The 17,871-nt window shown below is 53.5% G+C and carries 18 protein-coding genes and 1 riboswitch; of the genes, 7 read left to right on the top strand and 11 right to left on the bottom strand.

Annotated features, from left to right (window positions below; genetic code table 11):
- The first annotated feature begins 2 nt into the window (after positions 1–2).
- From EHSB41UT_RS18195 to EHSB41UT_RS18185, 3 genes are all read left to right on the top strand, one after another.
- Complete coding sequence (locus EHSB41UT_RS18195) at positions 3–278, top strand: hypothetical protein (protein WP_087112284.1); 276 nt, start codon at positions 3–5, stop codon at positions 276–278.
- Positions 279–290: 12 nt separating this feature from the next.
- Entirely contained in the window at positions 291–734 is a 444-nt protein-coding gene (locus EHSB41UT_RS18190; protein WP_087112283.1) for a GNAT family N-acetyltransferase, read from the top strand.
- Positions 735–810: 76 nt separating this feature from the next.
- Positions 811–3,597: a hypothetical protein gene (locus EHSB41UT_RS18185; protein ID WP_087112282.1), complete on the top strand. Its 2,787-nt coding sequence runs from the start codon at positions 811–813 to the stop codon at positions 3,595–3,597.
- Here the strand turns inward: EHSB41UT_RS18185 and EHSB41UT_RS18180 are convergent.
- Positions 3,594–4,616: an AraC family transcriptional regulator gene (locus EHSB41UT_RS18180; protein WP_087112281.1), complete on the bottom strand. Its 1,023-nt coding sequence runs from the start codon at positions 4,614–4,616 to the stop codon at positions 3,594–3,596. The genes EHSB41UT_RS18185 and EHSB41UT_RS18180 overlap by 4 nt on opposite strands.
- A 126-nt stretch (positions 4,617–4,742) precedes the next feature.
- Here EHSB41UT_RS18180 and EHSB41UT_RS18175 point away from each other — a divergent pair, with 126 nt between their 5' ends.
- The 4 genes from EHSB41UT_RS18175 to EHSB41UT_RS18160 all read left to right on the top strand — a co-directional run bounded on the left by EHSB41UT_RS18175 (position 4,743) and on the right by EHSB41UT_RS18160 (position 9,062).
- Positions 4,743–6,098 (top strand): flavin-containing monooxygenase, encoded by a 1,356-nt coding sequence (locus EHSB41UT_RS18175; RefSeq protein WP_087112280.1) that lies wholly within the window; start codon positions 4,743–4,745, stop codon positions 6,096–6,098.
- Positions 6,095–7,018, top strand: coding sequence for a bile acid:sodium symporter family protein (locus EHSB41UT_RS18170; protein WP_087112279.1), 924 nt, complete (start codon positions 6,095–6,097; stop codon positions 7,016–7,018). Before EHSB41UT_RS18175 ends, EHSB41UT_RS18170 begins: the two co-directional genes overlap by 4 nt.
- Positions 7,015–7,962, top strand: coding sequence for an SDR family oxidoreductase (locus tag EHSB41UT_RS18165; protein ID WP_087112278.1), 948 nt, complete (start codon positions 7,015–7,017; stop codon positions 7,960–7,962). The genes EHSB41UT_RS18170 and EHSB41UT_RS18165 overlap by 4 nt, the downstream gene beginning before the upstream one ends.
- A 302-nt stretch (positions 7,963–8,264) precedes the next feature.
- A complete protein-coding gene (locus EHSB41UT_RS18160) occupies positions 8,265–9,062 on the top strand; it encodes an SDR family oxidoreductase (RefSeq protein WP_087112277.1) in 798 nt (265 codons plus the stop codon).
- A gap of 33 nt (positions 9,063–9,095) precedes the next feature.
- Here EHSB41UT_RS18160 and EHSB41UT_RS18155 read toward each other — a convergent pair whose 3' ends face one another.
- From EHSB41UT_RS18155 to EHSB41UT_RS18110, 10 genes are all read right to left on the bottom strand, one after another.
- The gene (locus tag EHSB41UT_RS18155; RefSeq protein ID WP_242667359.1) at positions 9,096–10,064 is read right to left on the bottom strand and encodes an ABC transporter substrate-binding protein; all 969 of its coding nucleotides are present in this window, start codon (positions 10,062–10,064) and stop codon (positions 9,096–9,098) included.
- A gap of 35 nt (positions 10,065–10,099) precedes the next feature.
- Positions 10,100–10,855: an ABC transporter permease gene (locus EHSB41UT_RS18150; protein ID WP_087112275.1), complete on the bottom strand. Its 756-nt coding sequence runs from the start codon at positions 10,853–10,855 to the stop codon at positions 10,100–10,102.
- Positions 10,852–11,619 carry an ABC transporter ATP-binding protein gene (locus tag EHSB41UT_RS18145; protein WP_087112274.1) on the bottom strand — a complete coding sequence of 256 codons (768 nt, stop codon included), beginning with the start codon at positions 11,617–11,619 and terminating at the stop codon, positions 10,852–10,854. The genes EHSB41UT_RS18150 and EHSB41UT_RS18145 overlap by 4 nt, the downstream gene beginning before the upstream one ends.
- Before the next feature lie 85 nt (positions 11,620–11,704).
- Positions 11,705–11,802, bottom strand: a riboswitch (TPP riboswitch).
- A gap of 90 nt (positions 11,803–11,892) precedes the next feature.
- Positions 11,893–12,174 carry a hypothetical protein gene (locus EHSB41UT_RS18140; RefSeq protein ID WP_133060569.1) on the bottom strand — a complete coding sequence of 94 codons (282 nt, stop codon included), beginning with the start codon at positions 12,172–12,174 and terminating at the stop codon, positions 11,893–11,895.
- A 173-nt stretch (positions 12,175–12,347) separates the two neighbouring features.
- A complete protein-coding gene (locus EHSB41UT_RS18135) occupies positions 12,348–13,391 on the bottom strand; it encodes a succinylglutamate desuccinylase/aspartoacylase family protein (protein ID WP_087112272.1) in 1,044 nt (347 codons plus the stop codon).
- A 41-nt stretch (positions 13,392–13,432) separates the two neighbouring features.
- A complete protein-coding gene (gene rimK, locus EHSB41UT_RS18130; protein WP_087112271.1) occupies positions 13,433–14,347 on the bottom strand; it encodes a 30S ribosomal protein S6--L-glutamate ligase in 915 nt (304 codons plus the stop codon).
- Positions 14,348–14,705: 358 nt separating this feature from the next.
- The gene (gene yiaY / locus EHSB41UT_RS18125) at positions 14,706–15,857 is read right to left on the bottom strand and encodes an L-threonine dehydrogenase (protein ID WP_087112270.1); all 1,152 of its coding nucleotides are present in this window, start codon (positions 15,855–15,857) and stop codon (positions 14,706–14,708) included.
- 46 nt (positions 15,858–15,903) lie between these two features.
- Positions 15,904–16,182: a peptidylprolyl isomerase gene (locus tag EHSB41UT_RS18120; RefSeq protein WP_087112269.1), complete on the bottom strand. Its 279-nt coding sequence runs from the start codon at positions 16,180–16,182 to the stop codon at positions 15,904–15,906.
- A gap of 261 nt (positions 16,183–16,443) precedes the next feature.
- Positions 16,444–17,181, bottom strand: a complete 738-nt coding sequence (locus EHSB41UT_RS18115; RefSeq protein WP_087112268.1) for an amino acid ABC transporter ATP-binding protein — start codon at positions 17,179–17,181, stop codon at positions 16,444–16,446.
- Positions 17,181–17,852 carry an amino acid ABC transporter permease gene (locus EHSB41UT_RS18110; protein WP_341350356.1) on the bottom strand — a complete coding sequence of 224 codons (672 nt, stop codon included), beginning with the start codon at positions 17,850–17,852 and terminating at the stop codon, positions 17,181–17,183. The genes EHSB41UT_RS18115 and EHSB41UT_RS18110 overlap by 1 nt, the downstream gene beginning before the upstream one ends.
- Between the last annotated feature and the right edge of the window lie 19 nt (positions 17,853–17,871).

Raw genomic sequence — 17,871 nt, 5'->3', positions numbered from 1 at the left:
CCATGACTGACGAACTGCTCGACGGCGAACAACTGAAGACCATCATTGAAAATCAGCTGGAAGAAGGCAATCCAATCCGGGTTAAGGAAACCCTGATGCGGCTGGTGATGACCGGCACCGAACGCAGTGATGCCATTGAACTCATGGCCTGCGCCATGGGCCTGGAAATGGAAGCGATGGTCACCTCCGGCAACGCTTTTGATCTGGACAGCTACTGCAAAAAACTGGATCAACTGCCGGATGCACCCTGGCTGGCCGACATTATCGACGAAGACTAAGCCCGAGGTTCTGTGTCCCCGCCACTCCTGACCTTTCAGCAGGCCACCGGCTCCGAACTCGGGCTGGTGAACCGCTTTTATAAAGCCAATGGTCACAAGGGCAAATGCGGGCGTGATGATCGGGTCACTCTGGCCCGGTCAGGGGACCGCATCGTCGGCGCCGTTCGCCTGATCCACAAAGGCGATATCTGGCTGCTGCGCAGCCTATGGATTGCCGGGGATCAGCGCCGGCTTGGCATAGGCGGCCAGCTGCTGACCGCCTGCCTTCAAGGTCTCAATGCTCCGGTTTGGTGCTATCCCTACGCTTATCTTGTCGATTTCTATACCGCCCACGGATTCTGCTCCGCATTGCCAGAGCAGGCTCCTGCTGTGATAGCTCGCCCCTGGCAAGCCTACCGGGATAACGGTGAAGAGTTCGCCCTGATGGTCTGGCAACCGCCCCGCTCCCTGCCCTGAGGGCTCTTGGAGAATCAAAGATCAAGGCCGTAAGCCGATAGCTTGGGAAAGCCATTCGTCCTTGGAGCCTCCCATAATGTTTGATAAACCCAGCAGCCTTCCTTCACCTTCCCAAAGCCTGCCTGTTTATCAGCCTGGCTCCGCCGAAGATACCAAGGGTCCAGTCACCCAGAAATTTATCAAACGCCAGCTCTCCGGCCAGAATGATAGCCTTAACGCTGAGTCGAATACCGATACCGCCAGCAAATCTCTGACAGATTACAATATTGAACAGCTGGATTTTGAGAGTGTTGAAGCCTCTTTGGTGTTCAAAACCTGCAATGAATACCTTCTCGACCAAATGCTTAGGAAGGGGGAAGACGAGCCGCTCACCGCCATTTCAGAAGATAATGAGAGCACAGACGATACCGGAAGCGTGACCCTGCGCCCTGATCCTTCCGAAAAGTTCTTTGCCGGCCAGGACCCTGAAAGTGGCCTGACATTGATCCGCCCACTGTCCATGCCCTTACCTGAGCCTGAAGAAAATGAACCTGAAACAGGACAACCCATCACCCACTCCGTTGTCAGTACCAGTGGAGATGAAAGCAGTGATGATGAAGACGATGCCGTGTTTTTCTCTGCCACCCCATCACTGACGGCCAGCATGGTGCCAACCCCGGTTAGAAAATCGTCCCCACAACGTGATAAGGCCTGGAATCACCTGACCGGACTTATCAATAAATCCCATGACTGCCGGAACCCGGCCTGGATTGAAGGTGAGGATTTAAAAGCGGCTCTCAGCGCCTGGATAACAACCTTCCCGGCAGCGACCAACCCTGAAAAGGTCGTCAGCACTCTTCAGCATACCGCCACAAAAATCGAGAAAGCCGAAGATCTGATTCCCACATTACAGGACTTTATGGACAACTATCTGGTGGCTGAGCAGCTCCACCATGCGGCACCGGAAAAAATTCTGGAGCTCAAACAGGACCCTAAGCAGATACTGGAAACCCTGCTGATCTTTCGCCAGAAACTGGTAGCTGAAACCCCGGAAGAGGATTATGAGCGAACGGTAAAAAAACTAGATACGTTTATCAGCCAGCAACTGGTGGCAAACCATGCCGACAAGTTCAAAGCGGCGACGGGCTTCGATATGTCACCGGAGCAAATGGATTACACCCACTTCCGCCGACTGGCCAGTATTGCCGGCAGCTCCTCCCCCCATGACCGCCTCGATCATTATATTGTTGAGTTCTCCCGGACCCGTGAAGGTTATGAACTGGGCCACCTGATCCAGATGGACCTGTGGCTTTCGGATGATAAAGATCAGCCAAACGCCGTTGTCTATCTTTTGGGCAATGCATTAATGCCCGATTTCCAGAAATCAGCAACCCGCCTTGGGCTTGCTGAAGAACCTGCTCAGCCCAAGCCAGAGGATATCAGTACCTCCGTCAAAACTGGCCAACAGGAAGCCAGGACAGAGAGTGATAAAGGCAAAAGAGTGCGGTTTAAGGATCAGCCTGAAGTGGTACCTGCGCAGGAAGCCCGGCAGTCTACCGGTGCAAAAATCGAAGATATTGTTCCCCTGAGCCGTGGAGATATGGCCAGCCATATCTCAGTGCAGTACTTTGATCTGCTGCAGGACTATCTGCACGATCTGGAGAAGCGGGCCCATGGGGATGCAGACGCCAGCACCTTACTCTTTCACTTCCGAGGGCAGGCCGAGAGTGTTACCGAGTTGATGAATCAAGCCAATCAGATTGCAGGCAAATATCGCAATGGTGTTCCCCCTAAAATCCAGCAGCAATGTGAAAAACTGTATGATCAGGCGGAAAAGAAGACGTCAGTGCTCATGAGCGAGCTTGACCCACATCTGGCCCGTTTTGATCCGGAGCGTGCCGGTCCTGTTACAGGACAAGCCCGTACCGATGCACTGAGCCAGATGTCTTATGTTCAGTCTGGACTGGTGGACAAAACCGAGTTTATCAATGACTTCCATAATCTGACCGGCCTGACCGTGGTCAAAAGCCTGATGCCTCGCCGCTCACAGGCCTTCGGCAATCATATCACCACCTTTGAAGACATGCGCACCCCAGAAGAACTGAAACTCTACGAAACCAAGGAAGGGGAAGCGACCATGGAGGCTCGTTACAAGCCACCCAAGCGCAGATCCATGCGTGAAGCCCCGCCACCTCCCTCCTATATGCGGGCAGCCAAACGTCTGCGGGGCTATCCCAAAACCTCAGATATTCTCGGTGGCCTGAACAAACTCACCAAAGCCTACCATCAGGCGATGGAGACAGATCTCAGCACACCGGTCAACTTCTGCAAAAGCCTGCTGGCGATCGAATCACCTCAGATAATGCTGGCTTTACGGGTGCGCATGGAGAATGAAAAGGTTCCGGGAGTTATGGTCAACAGCTGGGCGGAACGGATGCAGGAAATCATGCTGCTGCAGGTTGCCAGCAGGGTAACCACTCAGGTGGCCGGTACGGTCGCGGGGCGTATGGGCAAAAAATACCAGGGTGATCCTCGCCCCATGTATCAAAAGATGGATCTGCGAGAGGACGCCACCCAGGAAACGCTGACCCAACTGAGCCCAATGGATTACCAGATTAACCGCCAGACCGATGAGATGATCAGGGAGGAATCTTTCCGTTTTCTCGATCAGTTCAATATCGGTAAAGGCGGAGATTGGATTGCCAACAGCGGAGTGGATCCCCGCCTTGAACAAATGTGGATCAACGGCCTGAACAAACCGGCAGAGTGGGATGATAACTTCAAGAACATGATGGCAAAGTATCTGCCCAGTCCGCGACAGCTGGGGCATTATCTTGTCGCCAACAATATGCTTCCCAAGGAAAGATATCCCAAACGACTTTAGGCGTTGTCACACCGGACACATCGGTACTCACGGGGAGAGTGTCCGGTCCAGCGCCGAAAGGCCCGGGCAAATGCGCTTTCATCATTAAAGCCCAGCAGCTCGGCCAGCTGTTTGGACGTTAGCGAACTGTTGCATAACTTCTCCATCGCCACCTGACAGCGGCTCTGCTCCTGCAGCTGCTTAAAGCTACACCCTTCTGCAGAGAGTCGCCGGCTGAGATGCCGGGGGCTCAGGTGCAATGCATCCGCCACCTGCTCCCGCCCCCAGTGCAGATGATCAGCCAGCAGCTTTTGCACCTGCCCCTGCAGCCCGACCGTGCCAAGCTGCTTCAAAGCCTGATCGGCTACCGTCCGTACTTGCTGTTTAACCAATGGATGGGACTGACACACAGGACGCTTCAATAACTCGGCGGAAAAACAGAAACTGTTCTCCTTCTGCCCCATACGCACCGGACATCCCAACAGCTCAGAGGCCTTTGCCGTGAGTGTGGTATCGCCCGGCTGAACCAGCGTGACTTCAGTGATACCAAACTCCGCGCCTTGCAGCTGACGCCCAAACTTGGCCATCAGCGCCATCACTACACCGGTGCGCTGCTCGCCACCCAAAACAAACGAGTGCTTATAAACAATACGACAGAGATTATCAGGCAACTGCAGCTCAATCCGGCCACCGCCACCAATAATGGGGAAATAGCTTTCCAGCAGTTCCAACCCCTGCTCCAGAGAATCACAGCTCAGCAACAGGTAACCAATCACATCCAGATGCCCGAACTCCATGAGGGCGCCCATGCGCAGCCCCAGAAGAGGATCGTCACAGGTAGCAATGGTTTCTGCCCAAAACTGGTTCTGCAGCTCAACAGAGCCTCGACCACTCTCACCGGCAGTAGCCTCGATCTCCACCATGACCCCGGGCACCGGATAGCCAAGCATCTGCAGGGCCATAACCAGACCGCGGGTATAACGGATATTCACGGAGGTGGTGCTAATCGGTGCACCTGTGCCAAAAGTACGCTGTTGCATGTCCCGAAAGTACCGACAGCCTGTCCCAAGTTGGACGTGTTTTCAGTCCACAAAGGACTTATATTTATTTTTATACGACATGGTCAGTATGCCCTGACAATAACAATAAAAACAGCGACATCACCAATGAATCCGGATCAAGACGACGCAAACCGTTATGCGATCATAGGTGCCGGCCCGATGGGCCTGGCCTGCGCTCGCCAGCTGCAACGTTACGGTATCGCCTATACCGGGCTGGAACAGCATTCCGATGTCGGTGGACTGTGGGATATCGATAACCCCCACTCCACCATGTACGACAGCGCCCATCTGATCAGCTCCAAGGGTATGACCGAATTCACTGAATTCCCCATGCCGGAACACACGCCGACCTACCCAAAGCACAGCACCCTTAAACAGTATTTTCAGGACTATGCTGCCCATTTTGGGTTGAGCAAAGATTATGAGTTCAACACCCGTGTCGTCAGTGTGGAGCCGGAGGGCGATAAGTGGGTTATCACCACCGAACATCAGGGTGAAAAGAAGGTTCGTCGGTTTGCCGGTGTACTGATTGCCAATGGCACTTTGCATCACCCCAACCGACCGGAGCTGCCCGGCAACTTTTCCGGTGAGCTGTACCATGCCTGCGATTACCGCTCCCCTGAACTCTTTAAAGGCAAGCGTGTGCTGATTATCGGTGCAGGCAACAGTGGCTGTGATATTGCCGTGGATGCCGTGCATCATGCGGACTCGGTCGATTTCAGCACCCGCCGGGGCTACTACTTCCTACCCAAATTCATTATGGGTAAGCCGTCGGATTCTTTGGGTGGAAAAGTTCGTCTGCCCCGCCGGATTAAACAGACACTGGACGCCTTTCTGATCCGGATGATTATGGGCAAGCCCAGCCAGTATGGTCTGCCCGACCCGGATTACCGAATGTATGAGTCTCATCCGGTAATCAACTCCCTGATTCTGCACCATCTTGGCCATGGTGATATTACTCCCCGTGGCAGCATTCAAAATATCTCGGACAAAACCGTCACTTTTGAGAATGATGAGCAACAGGACTACGACCTGATACTCACGGCCACCGGTTATAAACTGCACTACCCGTTTATTCGCCGGGAGCTGCTGAACTGGCAACAGGGCGGCGCTCCGTCTCTCTATCTCAATGCCATGCATCCGGATTACGACAACCTGTTTATGATGGGCATGGTCGAAGCGGCCGGGCTTGGCTGGCAGGGGCGTGCTGAACAGGCGGAGATGATCGCACTTTACATTCGTCAGCTCACCGATGGCAAGGCCAGCGCCCAAAAGCTGCAGCAGATCAAAAAAGCAGAAGCCCATAACCGTGCAGATGGCGGCTATGACTATCTGAAGTTGGATCGGATGGCCTATTACGTAGAAAAAGAAACCTACCGCAAGGCCGTTAATGGCCATATCCATGCACTCAGACAAGACCTGAATCCCGCACTCCAGCAAACAACGGGGGAGCCGGCATGAGTCCGGAAACGTCTGCAGCGTTAAACCCCGGTAGCCTGCTGGCGCTAAACCTGATTCTGGCCATTATTATTTTTGGCGTCTCGCTGGGTCTTAAACCTGTGGACTTTATCCGGGTCGCCAGAAAGCCTAAGGCCCCTGTCGTTGGCCTGCTGGCTCAGTTCCTGATATTGCCGGCCCTGACCTGCCTCGCCACCTGGCAGCTGCAAATTGATCCGGCTCTGGCACTGGGCATGATGCTGGTCGCAGCCTGCCCTGGCGGTTCGTTCTCCAATGTGATGACGTTTATCGCCCGGGGCAATGTCGCCACCTCGATTAGCATGACCGCCGTATCGAGTCTGGCGGCCATCATCATGACGCCGTTTAATTTTGCCTTATATGCCAGCCTGAACCCTTATACCCGACCACTGTTGCAGGATATCGCTCTCGACCCGTGGCAGATTGTGGTGCTGTTTGTGTTTGTGATCGGTATTCCTCTGGTTCTGGGTATGCTGATCGGGCATCACGTTCCCCGGCTCGCTCAACGTCTGGAAAAGCCTTTCCGCAACTTCTCCGTGCTGGCCCTGTTTGCATTTGTGGGTCTGGGCATTTTCAAGAATCGTGAATTGTTGCCTTCCGTACTTGGGCTGCTGGCCCTGCTGGTGATTGCCCATAACCTGATTGCCCTGCTGATTGGCCAGCTCAGTGCCCGCACCTTCGGGCTGCCTGAACAAGACAAACGAGCGGTCACACTGGAAGTCGGCATTCAGAATTCCGGCCTGGCACTGTCGATATTATTTACCTTCTTCCCCGGTCAGGGTGCCATGATCCTGGTGGCCGCACTTTGGGGCGTCTGGCATCTGATTACCGGGCTTGGGCTGGCCCTGTGGTGGTCAGCCAGGGATAACCGTCTGACCGGGAAATCTCCGGAGTTACAGGGATGAACACCGAAAAAACCATTCTGATTACCGGCGCTGCCGGCTATATCGGCCTGCAGCTGGGCAATCGCCTGACCGAGCAGGGCCTGAAAGTGATCGGCACCGATATCCGCGATACCGATCAGGCTTTGTTCCCGCTGTTGATTATGGATATCTGCAGTCCGGACCTGGCCAAAACCATGACCGAGTGCGGGATCACCCATGTGATTCATCTGGCCAGTATTGTTGAGCCGTCACGCGACCGCGAGCACGACTACCGTGTGGATGTACTGGGCACCCGCAATGTGCTGGAGGCCTGTACGATCAGTCATGTCCGGCATCTGACGGTGACCAGCAGCGGCGCGGCCTACGGTTACTATGCTGACAACCCGGAATGGATATCAGAAAGCGACGCTTTGCGGGGTAACAAAGAGTTCTCCTATTCCGATCATAAACGACAGGTCGAAGAGATGCTGGCCAGCTATCGTCAGTGTCAGCCCCAGCTCAAGCAGCTGATCCTGCGCCCGGGGACCGTACTGGGAGCAACCACCAGTAATATGATTACCCGTCTGTTTGAAGGCCGTGCACTGCTGGCTGTTCAAGGCTCACGTTCTCCCTTTGTCTTTATCTGGGATCAGGATCTGGTACGCACGATTGAGATAGGTGTGACAGAAAGCAAAACCGGCATTTTCAATATGGCCGGCGATGGCGCACTGACGATTTATAACCTGGGCGACAAGCTGAACAAACCGGTCATGTGTCTGGCACCATGGCTGATAAAAAGCCTGTTGTGGCTGGGCCAGACCCTGCGCTTAACGCCTTACGGGCCGGAACAAATTAATTTCCTGCGTTACCGCCCGGTATTGAGTAACAAGGCTCTGAAAGAGACTTTTGGCTACACCCCGGAAAAAACTTCAGCCGAGACTTTTGATTTCTATTTACGACATCAAAAGCAAAGAGATGCCACCTAGGGTCTGTTGACGTTTTGTGATCGCGCTCAGCTTTCCCGAGAGTTTTCAGGGCTAGGCACAGCGATGCAGGAATGCTTGTTGCCTTTCAAATCGCTGTAACGACGCCATGGAAGCTCTCGGGAAAGCCCTCCGGGTGAGGCTGGAAGCCGCCCCTCGCTGCGTCAGGCTTGCTTAATGTAGGGCAACTACGATTTTCACAAGCCTTTCTAACGATGAACGGCTTCCAGACTCACTGAGCCGCATCACAAAACGTCAACAGACCCTAACAACACAAATAACAACGAGACATTGCAGTAACCGTTATGAGCACAATTCTGATTACCGGAGCCGCCAGTGGCTTGGGCTGGGAACTGGCCCGGCAATTTGCGCCCCGAGCCAGACAACTGGTTCTGGTGGATATTCAAAAAGAGCTATTGGAAACACGGCAGCAGGAACTCACCGACCAGTATTCTCAGCTTGATGTTTCATCCTTTGTCGTCGATCTGTCCGATTCTCAAGCCGTTGAAAACCTCACATCCCAAGTCACCGAGTCGCACCCGCAGATAGATATTCTGGTCAATAATGCCGGTATCACCCACCGCTCTCTGGTTACCAAAACCCACGCCCGGGTTTTCCAACGGGTGATGGATGTGGACTATAAGGGACCAGTAGAACTGACTCTCGGCCTGCTGCCTTTGTTGAAGAAAAGCCATGGAACCATTATCAATATCAGCTCCATGGCCAGCTGGATGCCGGTTCTTGGTCGAGCCGGTTACTGTGCCGCCAAGAGCGCCCTGAACCAATTCTTTGAAACCCTGCGCTGCGAAGTTCGCCACCAAGGCATCCATATACTGATGGTCTACCCGAGTTTTCTGGACACGCCGATTGAGCAGAATGCTCTGGGGCATGATGGTCAGCCTGCCCGCCACCAGCGTTCAACCATTGGCCAGATGCGCACGGCCAGTGAAACAGTCACCGCGATACTGAAAGCTTTGGATCAGGGAAAAGAACGGTTATTTCCGGACAGGAAGACCTGGGCAGCCAGCGTGTTATACAAACTGATGCCCAGGGCTTACCAGAAACTGATGACCCGCAAGTTTGCCAGCGAACTGGAACAGTAACCGGCAAACACAGCAGGGATTAATCATTAAAGATTAATACAGCTCCAGCATCATGGTTTTGAGGTCAGGTACCTGCTTGATCTCACCAAACTCCTTCAGAAACTCGGCATAACGCTGGTAGCGGCCTTTATCAACGGCGGCCGGACGCAGGGCGAAACGGTCAGCAGTATCAATCCAGGCCATACGGTTCAGATCATTATCCAGCGCTTCCGGCTTGGAATCCCGAAACACCTTCCAGCCCTCTTCCGGGTTGTTGGCAATAAACTGGGCTCCACGCTCCACGGCTCTCAGAAAACGCCGAATCGCTTCTTTATCAGCAGTCTTGCTGTTGGCGATAAAGATCAGCTCATCGTAAGGCGGCACACCGTGCTCTTCGATAAAGAACATCTTGCCCGAGTTCTTGTGCAGCTCCAGGCTGTTCAATTCAAAGTTTCGGTAAGCGCCCAGCAGAGCATCCACACGGCCAGTCATCAGAGAAGACGACAGATTCCAACCCACATTCACGGTCTTCACATCTTCCGCGCCAAAACCATACGGCTTAAACATGGTATCGAGAATCGCCTTCTCGGAACCATTAACGCTAAAGCCGATGGACTTGCCTTTCATATCCGCCAGGCTTTTGATCGGGCCGTCTTTCAATACAATCAGACCATCCAGCGGTGTGGCCACCAGAGTTCCAGCCCAGGCCAGAGGCAACCCTTCGCTGGCCGCCTGAATCAGGCTTGGCTGATAATAAACAGCAAGATCGACATCATTGGCCGCCACCAGTTTCGGCGGCAGGTCCGGATCAGCCGGCTCCTGAATGGTAACCTTCACCCCTTCCTGCTCGAAGTAGCCCTTCTGCTGCGCCACAATAATCGGCCCATGATCCGGGTTGATAAACCACTCCAGCATCAGGGTCAGTTCTTTTGGCTGCTCTTTCGGCAGCTCTTTAGCGAAGGCTGCCACGCTGGCCGTCGCCGCAAAACATAACATCAGGCCTGCGGCCAGTTTCTTCAACATTGTCGTTTGTCCTCTCATATTCTTATTGATGGAAATTAATGGTGACTGGTCTGCCAGGGAATCAGACGTTTCAGTAACAGATCAGTGAAGTAGTAAAGCCCGACTGAGCAGATGGCCAGTACTGTGAGCGCAGCAAACATCAAGTCCACCCACAAACGGGCATTGGCCTGCAGCATGAGATAGCCCAGACCGGCACTGGAGCCGACCCACTCTCCGACAACTGCACCGATAGGAGCCACAACCACCGCTACGCGCAGGCCGGAAGCTAATGCCGGTAAAGCAGAAGGCCAGCGTACAAGGCGCAACACCGCCCAGGAGCCACCGCCCATGGTCTGAGCAAGATCCAGCCAACCCTGATGGGTTTGTCGGAGGCCGTCATAGCAGCAAGTGGCCACAGGAAAGAAAATAATCAGCACGGTCATAATGACTTTGGACGCCATGCCATAACCGAACCAGAGCATCAGCACCGGGGCTAACGCAAAGACAGGAATTGCCTGAGTTACCAGCAGGAGCGGCAGCAACCAGGGCCGTAGGGAAACAAAATACACCAGGGTCAGCGCCATCAATACGCCAAACAAAACGCCCAGAGTCAGGCCCATCAGCATCTCGGCCATCGTTACCAGGGCATGTTCCCACAGCAGTCCGGCATCGCTAACCATGCGCTTAAAGACAGAAACGGGGTCAGGGATAATAAACGACGGCACTTCCAGCCCCACCACCAATCCCTGCCAGAGCAACAGGATGCCGATAAACACCAGCAACGGCTTGAGGACAGCAAAACGCTTACTCATGCGACACTCTCCTCATGACGCAGACGATCCAGCAGCACACCCTGCAACGTCATCAGTTCAGCATTATCCAGAGAGCGGGGAATCTTGCCCGGAGGGGTAATCGCATCGGTCAACTGCGCCGGATGACCACGCAAATGGTAAACAGCATGCCCCAGGCGCAGGGCTTCCAGAGGATCATGGGTGATCAGCATAACGGTTTTTCCCGCCAGCAGGTCACAAGCCATATCCTGAAGATTCAGGCGGGTAATTGCATCCAGCGCACCAAAAGGTTCATCCATCAGTACAACCGGGCGATCTTCAAACAAGGTACGGGCCAGAGCCACCCGCTGGCGCTGTCCACCAGATAAGTTCTGGGGCAACACCCTGGCCTTTTCATCCAGACCGACCAGCTCCAGCATATGGTGTGCCCGATCAAGAGCTTCGGAAGAGAGGCGGCTTCGGCGTAGAAATTTCCGGGTGCGTAACCGTTCACCGATAGTAATGTTATCCAGCACAGTGGCCCAAGGCAGCAGGGAATCCTGCTGTGACATCCAGGCAATACGTCCGGCTAAAGGCTGTCCGTCATCACAAGTCACCCGACCTTCAACCCGGATATCGGATTGATCCACCAGACCGGCCACCATACGCAGCAAGGTGGTTTTCCCGACACCACTGCCACCAAGAAGACAGGTCCACTGCCCGGCCTTTAAGCTCAGATCCAGCTGTTGAAAAACCTGCAGATCACCATAAGCCAAACCGACCTTATGGAGATGGACATCAAACATGCAGAACGAATCCCCGTTAATGCGTACAGGGAGACAGGAGAGTCATCAGGAAAGGTCCGGAACCCGGAGCCATAAACAGAAGGTGATTCTTTTCCCGCCGGTTCCCTACGCCAGTATTATCTGGATCAGGTCTATGGGTTATTCTCAGCCCCGGCACCAACCGGAGCACCCCAACCAACGGAAAGGAAATTTACAGGTTTTTGCGGCGTGTTGCATCAGGCAGCAACAAAAATGCCGGACAAAGTGCCCAGCATATTCTTAACCAAACAGGGATTAACTGTTGTAAGTCTCGACAGTGTAATCACACAGTTCCTTAACAGCCCGACCACTCAACTTGTACATGGCTTCGGACACAGGGTATTTATCGTGACCGTCTTCATGCTTGGCATCCGGATCGGTAAAGAGCGTATCAACAACGAGAGTGAACGGTGTCAATGCCATGGTGGCAGAGACGGTAAAGATACCAAAGCTCACTGCTGTATTGATCTTGGCACACTTCACTAACCCACGCCCCAAGTAACCTGCGGAATCTGAAACAACGGCTCCAATGCTCATAATGACCTCCATCCATGTTGTCTATCTGTTGTATCCATTCACACAGTTAGAGGCACACAGACCCGCGAAGTTCAGACGACAGAGATAGACTTAGGTCACAGACACCCACAAAAAAAGCGGCCTAAGCCGCTTTTTTCAATGCTCTCTAAGACAATAGTCTTAAAGCTCTAACCTTAGTGCGCTACAGGTACCGGATACGGTTCATCATCTTCCTCGAGCGCGCCCTGCAGATTCTCGATATGCTCGGCCACTTCTTCATCGTCCGCATCGTCAAAATAGGCGATATGGAACATGGCCTCACCTTCCTGCACCAGCGGGATATTCTGCTTGCCGATAATAATACCGCTGCGGCTGGCCTTGACCTTGCTGATCACCTCACCGAACGGGGTACCAATTTCCGCCAGCACATCACCTTTCACCACCTGGTCACCCAGATGTTTGATATCGTGGACGATACCACTGCCTTCCGCTCGCACCCAGACACTATTGGTGGCAACAAACGGTGGCAGCTTCTTACGGCGGCCCGGCTTCACTTTGATCATGCCCAGTTTGGCCATCACTTTCAGCACGCCACGCACACCGGCCTTGATAGAAAACTCATCAAAGCGCAGAGCCTCACCAGCTTCATACAACAGGATACGGGTACCGGATTCCATCGCGGCCTGACGCAAAGAGCCATCCCGGAGGTTGGCATTCAGCATCACCGGCGCACCAAAGGCCTCGGCAATAGCACTGGTTTCCGGATCACTCAGGTTGGCCCGCACCTGCGGCAGGTTGGAGCGATGAATAGCACCGGTATGAAGATCAATACCGTAATCACACTGGTGCACGATCTCATTCAGGAACCGGTCGGCGATCCGGCCAGCCAGTGACCCTTTCGGTGAACCCGGGAAACTGCGGTTCAGATCCCGGCGATCCGGCAGATAACGACTCTGGTTCAGTACCCCGTAGACATTCACCATCGGAACAAAGATCAGCGTACCCGCCGCCAGTTTCAGCGATTTCATAGTGAGCAGACGACGGATAATCTCGATACCGTTGAGCTCATCGCCATGAATGGCTGCACTGACAAACAGCTTGGGCCCGGGCTTTTTCGCCCGAATAATATGCACCGGCATATTCATTTCGGTGCCGGTATAGAGATCGGCGACCGGCACTTCAATCCGTGCCTTCTGCCCTGCTTTTATTACCTGACCACTGATTGTAATTTCGTCCATTGCCTTTTCCTTACTACTTCAGGCTTGCACCGCGAAGGTGCTTATTCAGACTCACTCTGGGCTATACGACGTGTCGCTTTTTTTGAGGCTTTCTTCTCAATAAATTCATAAATCATACCGGCCACATCCTTGCCGGTGGAGCTTTCAATGCCTTCCAGACCCGGTGAGGAGTTCACCTCCATCACCAGAGGACCACGATTGGAGCGCAGGATATCCACACCACAGACACTCAGGCCCATAATCTTGGCGGCATTGACTGCGGTTGCCCGTTCTTCCTTGGTCAGCTTGACCAGCTCTGCGGAACCACCACGGTGCAGGTTGGAACGGAACTCCCCTTCCGCGCCCTGACGCTTCATGGCGGCAATCACCTTGCCATCAACGACCAGGCAGCGAATATCCGCGCCACCGGCTTCAGCGATAAATTCCTGCACCAGAATATTGGCCTTGATGCCCATAAAGGCTTCGATCATTGATACGGCAGCCTTGTTGGTTTCTGCCAGTACCACACCGATCCCCTGGGTGCCTTCCAGCAGTTTGATCACAACGGGAGCACCGCCCACATTCTTGATCAGATCTTTAATATCATCCGGTTCGTTGGCAAAGCCGGTACGTGGCATGCCCACGCCCTTGCGGGACATCAGCTGCAAAGACCAGAGCTTGTCCCGGGATTGACTGATAGCCACCGAGCTGTTCACCGCAAAGGTGCCCATCATCTCGAACTGACGAACGACAGAGGTGCCATAAAAAGTAATGTTGGCGCCGATACGGGGAATAATCGCATCGTACTTCGGCAGCGCTTCACCGTCGTAACGGACGGTGGGCTTGCTGCTGGTGATATCCATGTAACAGTGAACAGTGTCAATCACATCAATCTGATGACCACGGGCAATGCCTGCTTCCACCAGACGACGGGTGGAGTAGCACTCCGGTTCACGGGAAAGAATGCCAATACGCATAGGTAAATTAAACTGCCATAAGCAAACAGCGCCGCACTAAGCCCTGGCCAAGCCGGGCAGCAACAACACCTGAAATTCAAATAGGTCTAATAAACGCCAATAGGCTGCCTGAGGATAGCAGCTGACAAAAAAGAGCCTCAGCAAACTTAGTTGTCTGACTCTGGCGTGGATATAGACGAACAACGTCGGACGAGTTGTTCCTTGGTTTGCGTTTATACCGCATTTTCACGTATATCCAAAGAAAATAATCTTGCCGTCTGCCTGCCATGGACAAACGCACACTTATCTTGCAAGTTTGTAAAGAATCTAACAGCGACTCTCCCGAAAACAATCAGCGAGAGTCGCTTATCCAGATCGCTTAAAACGCCCCTTCAAAGATTTCGATAATCTCTTCTTTGGTGGCCTGCAGAGGGTTGGTCAGACTACAGGCGTCTTTCAACGCATTATCCGCCAGAGTCGGGAAGTCAGACTCTTTCACTCCCAGTTCCGCCAGCCCTTCTGGAATGCCTATATCCAGAGCCAGCCCCTGAATCTCCCGCAGGGCGGCATCCGCACCTTCTCGATCCGATATACCGCTGATATCTACACCCATAGCTGCGGCCACCCTGGCCAGCTTCTCCGGACACACCCGGGCATTAAAGGCCTGCACATGGGGCAATAGAATCGCATTGCACACGCCATGGGGCAGATCATAAAACCCGCCCAGTTGGTGAGCCATAGCATGAACATAACCAAGACTGGCACTGTTAAACGCCATACCGGCCAACAGTTGCCCGTAAGCCATCTGTTCCCGGGCTTCCATATCATCACCGTTATAGACGGCCGTACGCAGCCAGGAAGACACCAGTTCCACCGCCTGCAGGGCACAGGCATCGGTCACCGGGGTAGAGGCGGTCGAAACATAGGCTTCCACCGCATGGGTCAGCGCATCCATACCAGTCGCGGCAGTGAGACTACGGGGCATACCCTGCATAAGTGCCGGATCATTAACCGACATGGTCGGTGTCGTGTGCTTATCGACAATCGCCATTTTCACATGGCGGGCTTCATCGGTAATGATACAGAAGCGGGTGATCTCACTGGCGGTACCGGCAGTGGTGTTTATGCAGATCAGCGGTACTTGGGGTTTGGCGGATTTATCCAGACCTTCATAGTCTTTGATACTGCCACCATTGGCCGCCACCAGTGCAATACCTTTGGCACAGTCATGTGGAGAGCCGCCGCCCAGCGAAATCACACAGTCACAGCCAGCAGCCTGTAACTGCTTAACACCGTCTTCTACATTTTTGACTGTTGGGTTGGGTTTGGTCTGATCAAAAATTTCACAGGTAATACCCGCCTTGCCGAGTTTCTTGATCACCTCACCCACAAGACCAATATCCACCAGCACCTTGTCGGTCACAACCAGCGCCTTGTTCAGGCCAAGAACACTAATATCTTCAATCGATTCATCAAGGCAGTGGGAACCCATATGGTTCAGGGCGGGCATGTAAAAGCGGTATGCACTCATGGCAGCTTGCCTCCAGAGGGTCAAAAGCTGCCACAAGGATAGGTGATTATTTGCGATAGATAGTCTGGATCAGATGAAAACCAAACTGAGTTTTAACCGGACCATGAACGACCAGCACCGGCTTTTTAAAGACGACATTGTCAAATGCCTTAACCATTTGACCGGGACGGAACTCCCCAAGATCACCACCGCGCTTCTTTGATGGACAGGTAGAATGCTTCTTGGCCAACTGACCGAAGTCTTCACCATTATCAATTCGCTTCTTTAGTTTCTCGGCTTCTTCCAGAGTTTTCACAAGAATATGACGGGCACAGGCGACAGGCATGGCACTCTCTCAAACAATCAATAGCAAAGGGCTATTATGACGGATTAGCCGGCCTTTGACGTCGGTATCCTGCGCAGTTTTTCCCTGGTACACAACGTCACAGATATGGATGGGTGGTGGTCTGATGTTTCCAAAGGCCATGGATGGCCGACTAGCGCCGCTGGGCAGGGACTGCCCATGGGCGCGGGAAACAGCAGGCTACCATCCCGCAAACATCAAACTCTGTGAATCGATGAACCAGGAGCATACTTCGAGGGCAGGTTAAAGAACCTGCCGAAGAAACGCTCTGGTTCTCTCATCCTGCGGATTGTCCAGAACCTCTTCAGGTGTACCCTGCTCTATCACCTTGCCACCATCCATAAAAATAATCCGGTCAGCCACTTCCCGCGCAAACGGAATCTCATGGGTCACCACAATCATGGTGCGCTTCTGCCGGGCCAGTACTTTCATAAGCTCCAGCACTTCATGCACCTTCTCAGGATCCAGCGCAGAGGTTGGCTCATCGAACAGCATCAACGGTGCATCAAGCGCCATGGCCCGACCGATCCCAATACGTTGCTGCTGACCACCGGACAGTTCAGAAGGCCAGGCATCGGCACGATCAGCCAGCCCGACACTGCTGAGCACTTTACGACCAACCTCTTCAGCGTCTTTGGCTGACATCCCTTTTACGACGGTCAGGGCTTCAGTGATATTGTCCAGCGCCGTTTTGTTTTTAAACAGTGCATAGTTCTGAAAGACAAAGGACGTCTGGCGCCGCAGCGTCTGAATATCCCGATTTCGAGCCACAGCCGCATCCACAGAAGCACTGGCTACACGAATCTGTCCCTGCTCAGGCTGCTCCAGAAAATTTATGCAGCGCAGCAGTGTGGACTTGCCACTGCCGGATGGACCGAGGACAACAACAATTTCGCCTTCATCAACCTGCAGATCAATTCCATCCAGCACCACCTGATCAGCAAAAGACTTATGCAGGTTTTCAATCGTGAGCAATGCCATCAGTAAGCCTCCCCCAGTCGTTTTTCCGTCAGCTTTTGTACCCAGGTCATCACAACGACCAGCGCCCAGTAAACCAGAGCCAGAACCAGATAACTTTCCAGGAAGTTAAAGCTGGAAGCAGCCTCCTGTTGAGCGCGGGACATAACTTCCGCCACTCCAAGGGTGAAAGCCAGTGAGGTACTTTTCAGCAGATCGATAAAGGTGTTCATCAAACCGGGCAAAGCAATACGCGACGCCTGGGGCAGAACAATCCGGCGCATGGCGGTGCCATAACTCATGCCAACACTCAGGGCGGCTTCCATCTGGCTGCGATCAACACTGATAATCGCGGCGCGGATAATCTCTGCCATATAAGCGGCAAAGTGCAGACCAAGCCCAAGGATTACCGCCTGAAAAGCAGTGACCGTTGTTAACTCCGGGAAGACCTGTGGCAGTCCGTAATAGAGCAGAAACAACTGCACCAGCAGCGGGGTTCCCCGGAAGAAAGAGATATAAATATCCGCCAACTGGTTCAGACCCCGAATCCGGGTGACCTGAACGACAGCAAGCAGCATTCCCAAAGTAAGAGCCAGCAGCGTGGCCAATGCTGTCATACCCAGAGTGGCGGGCAGCGCACTGATCAGCTGTGGCAGCAGACCGGCTGCAAAATCAAAATCAAAGCTGTTCATCATTAACTACCCGCACTCCGGT

Source organism: Parendozoicomonas haliclonae (assembly GCF_900174585.1).
GTDB classification, from domain to species: Bacteria; Pseudomonadota; Gammaproteobacteria; order Pseudomonadales; family Endozoicomonadaceae; genus Sansalvadorimonas; species Sansalvadorimonas haliclonae.
The sequence above is the reverse complement of the archived record's forward strand: the minus strand, read 5'-3'. Positions and strand labels throughout refer to the sequence as shown.